This is a genomic window from Dyella japonica (genome assembly GCF_040545895.1).
GTDB classification, from domain to species: domain Bacteria; phylum Pseudomonadota; class Gammaproteobacteria; order Xanthomonadales; family Rhodanobacteraceae; genus Dyella; species Dyella japonica_D.
This window is the reverse complement of sequence record NZ_JBEPMU010000021.1, coordinates 1-2,607: the sequence shown is the minus strand read 5'-3', so window position 1 is coordinate 2,607 and position 2,607 is coordinate 1. Positions and strand designations below refer to the sequence as shown.

Sequence of the window (2,607 nt, the reverse complement as noted above, 5' to 3'; positions counted from 1 at the left end):
GATGTGTCGACTCCCCTCAGATCAGTGCCACGAATAACTAGAGGTGGCCGGATCGTTCTGGACACGGAATTCGGCGGGCGTCAGCCCGCCGAGGCTGTCATGGGGAATCTCGCGGTTGTCGTCGGCGAGCCACTGCTCCGTGTGCTCACGCACCTCGTTGAGGGTGCGGAACACATGCATGTCAAGCACGCCACGCCGATAGCTGCCGTTGAAGCGTTCGATGAAGCCGTTCTGCATCGGGCGGCCAGGCTCGATGAAGTCCAAGACGATGCTTTTGCGCTCCGCCCATTCGGCCAGGACTAGGGCAACAAATTCCGGGCCATAGTACATATCGAAGCATGATTCCGTGGGCAGCCACCGTCGGCGAGAGGATCCTGAGGGTTCTCACACACCGCAGGAGCATGCCGACGATGACTACCCGGCCCGATACTACGTCCGCCGCGACATGGGTGGCGATCGATATCGCCAAACACCACCATGCCGTCCTGATCGAAACACCTGGCGGTAAGCAGCAGCGTTTCCGCATGGCCAGCACGCTGGAAGATCACCAGCGTCTGGTCGATCTATTGAGGACGCTCCCATCGCCGGTTCGTGTGGCTATGGAGCCCACGGGTGATTATCACCGCACCTTGGCCTACCGGCTGCTTTCTTATGGCATGGAGGTGTGCTTGGTGTCGTCCGTTGCCGGTGCCCGTTACCGTGAGGCCATGTTCAACTCCTGGGACAAGAACGATCCCAAGGACGCTGGCGTCATCCTGGCTTTGCTCAAGCAGGGCATCACCCAGCGCTATGTCGATCCACTTTTGGCGGGTCATCATGGTCTGCAGGAACTATCCAAAACGCACCACCAGATCAGTCTGGCGCGAACGCGGTTACAACACAGTCTGTTGACCCACTATTTGCCACTGTATTTCCCAGAAGTGGAGCGCTTCTTCTCCAGCAGCCATGCCGATTGGTTTGCGCGCTTCTTGTTGCTGTTCCCCACCGCGGCATCCATACGCATACTGGATTTTGAGGACTTCCAGCGCGAAGCCTGGGAAGCGGTGGGTCGCAAGGTCAACAAGCGCGCCTGGCTACGCGAACTCTATGAACGTGCGCAATCGAGTATCGGCCTGCCCATCGCCACGGACAGCACCGAGATCGAGACGTTTCGTCTACAGCTACGTCGCTACCAAGCATTGATCGAACAGTGCGATGCTCTCTCCGAGCATGCGCACGCTCTCCTTCAGGGACGCGCCGACTACGAAGCATTGCGTTCGTTGCCTGGTGTGGGGCCGATCCTGGCGCTGACCATTCTGGCCGAGAGCGGCGATCTACGTCGCTTTGCTCATCATCGTCAGTTCCTCAAATACTGCGGTCTCGACTTGGCCACCGCACAATCGGGGCAGTTCAAGGGACACGAGAAGCTCTCTAAGCGAGGCAACGCCCGCCTACGCTTTGCTTTTTGGTTCGCCGCAAGTATTGCCGTGCGTATGCGAGAAAACAGCTTCCGCGAGAAGTACGCACGCTACATCCAGAGCGATCCGCTCAATGCCGATCGCAAGCGCAAAGCAATGACCGCCGTGGTCGCCAAGATGGCCCGTGTGGCCTATGCCCTGATTAAGCATCAAACCATGTATCGCTGCTACGCCGAAGACGCTTTACCCCGTGGATCGATCCCTCTCAGTTGGGCCGTCGGGACCACTTAGGATCCTGTAGATAATGCTCGGACCTTCCACGGGGACCCTATGCTGTTTTAGGTACGGTCGAGGCCATGCCACCGCATGGACCTCGTGTTCACTATGGTCAGATCAAGGGATCCCTTGTCACGTGGAAGCCCACGGATTGCTTCGTGCGTGCAGGTGACGGAGTCAACAAAGGTGCCTCACGGCGTCTTGGCATCGTTCGCCCTCACGTCGCGCTTGACTACACAGTTAGTACGTTGTCCAGGCGCAACTAAGCCGGATAGCCTCGTCACGCCGCGATGCGCTCCAGCGTGCGGATGACGCGAGTCGCCGGCAGGTTCATCGATGGCTAGCGCTTCGCGGCTGAAGTCGTCGATGACATTGAACGTGCGAAAGCGCCGGCCATCCCACAACGCGTCGGACATGAAGTCGATCGACCAACTGCCGTTGATGTGTTCGCCAGCGACCAACGGCAGCGGGTGCCGGTTGGGCATGCGCTTCTTGCCGCGCCGACGACGATTGAGCTGCATCAGGCAATACACGCGCCATACCCTCTTGTGGTTCCACACCAGGCCGCGGCACCGAATCAACGGGAACGGCTTGTCGAAGCCACGCTCGGGAAAGCGTTCCGCCAATAGCGCGATGACTTCGTCGTCTCGGTCCGGTCGCCGCCGATAGCACACCGTCGATCGTGACAGGCCGATCGCCATGCAAGCCCGACGCTCGCTCCAGCCGTGCTGACTCATCAACCAGGCCAGAAGCGGGCGCTTGTGCGCCGGGTCTACAGCTTTTTTGCGATCAGATCCTTCAGCGCGTGGTTCTCCATCGCTAGTTCGGCATACATTCGCTTGAGCTTGGCGTGCTCCGCTTCGATGTCCCGCAAGCGCTGCACATCCGAGGCCCCCATGCCGCCGTACTTGGACTTCCACACGTAGTAGGTCGC

The 2,607-nt window shown here is 59.5% G+C and carries 1 protein-coding gene and 2 pseudogenes; 1 reads left to right on the top strand and 2 read right to left on the bottom strand.

From position 1 onward, the window contains the following. Window positions 1-21: 21 nt before the first annotated feature. Window positions 22-321, bottom strand: a pseudogene (locus tag ABIC75_RS23040) (integrase core domain-containing protein); the annotation flags it as partial. A gap of 89 nt (window positions 322-410) precedes the next feature. Here ABIC75_RS23040 and ABIC75_RS23035 point away from each other — a divergent pair. After that, the gene (locus ABIC75_RS23035) at window positions 411-1,688 is read left to right on the top strand and encodes an IS110 family transposase (protein WP_354016220.1); all 1,278 of its coding nucleotides are present in this window, start codon (window positions 411-413) and stop codon (window positions 1,686-1,688) included. A gap of 268 nt (window positions 1,689-1,956) precedes the next feature. On the opposite strand, the pseudogene ABIC75_RS23030 reads toward ABIC75_RS23035, so the two are convergent. After that, a pseudogene (locus tag ABIC75_RS23030) lies at window positions 1,957-2,607 on the bottom strand (transposase); the annotation flags it as partial.

Bases quoted from the DNA above. Each gene is read 5' to 3' on its own strand.
- ABIC75_RS23035 (WP_354016220.1), top strand. From the start codon at position 411: ATGACTACCCGGCCCGATACTACGTCCGCCGCGACATGGGTGGCGATC.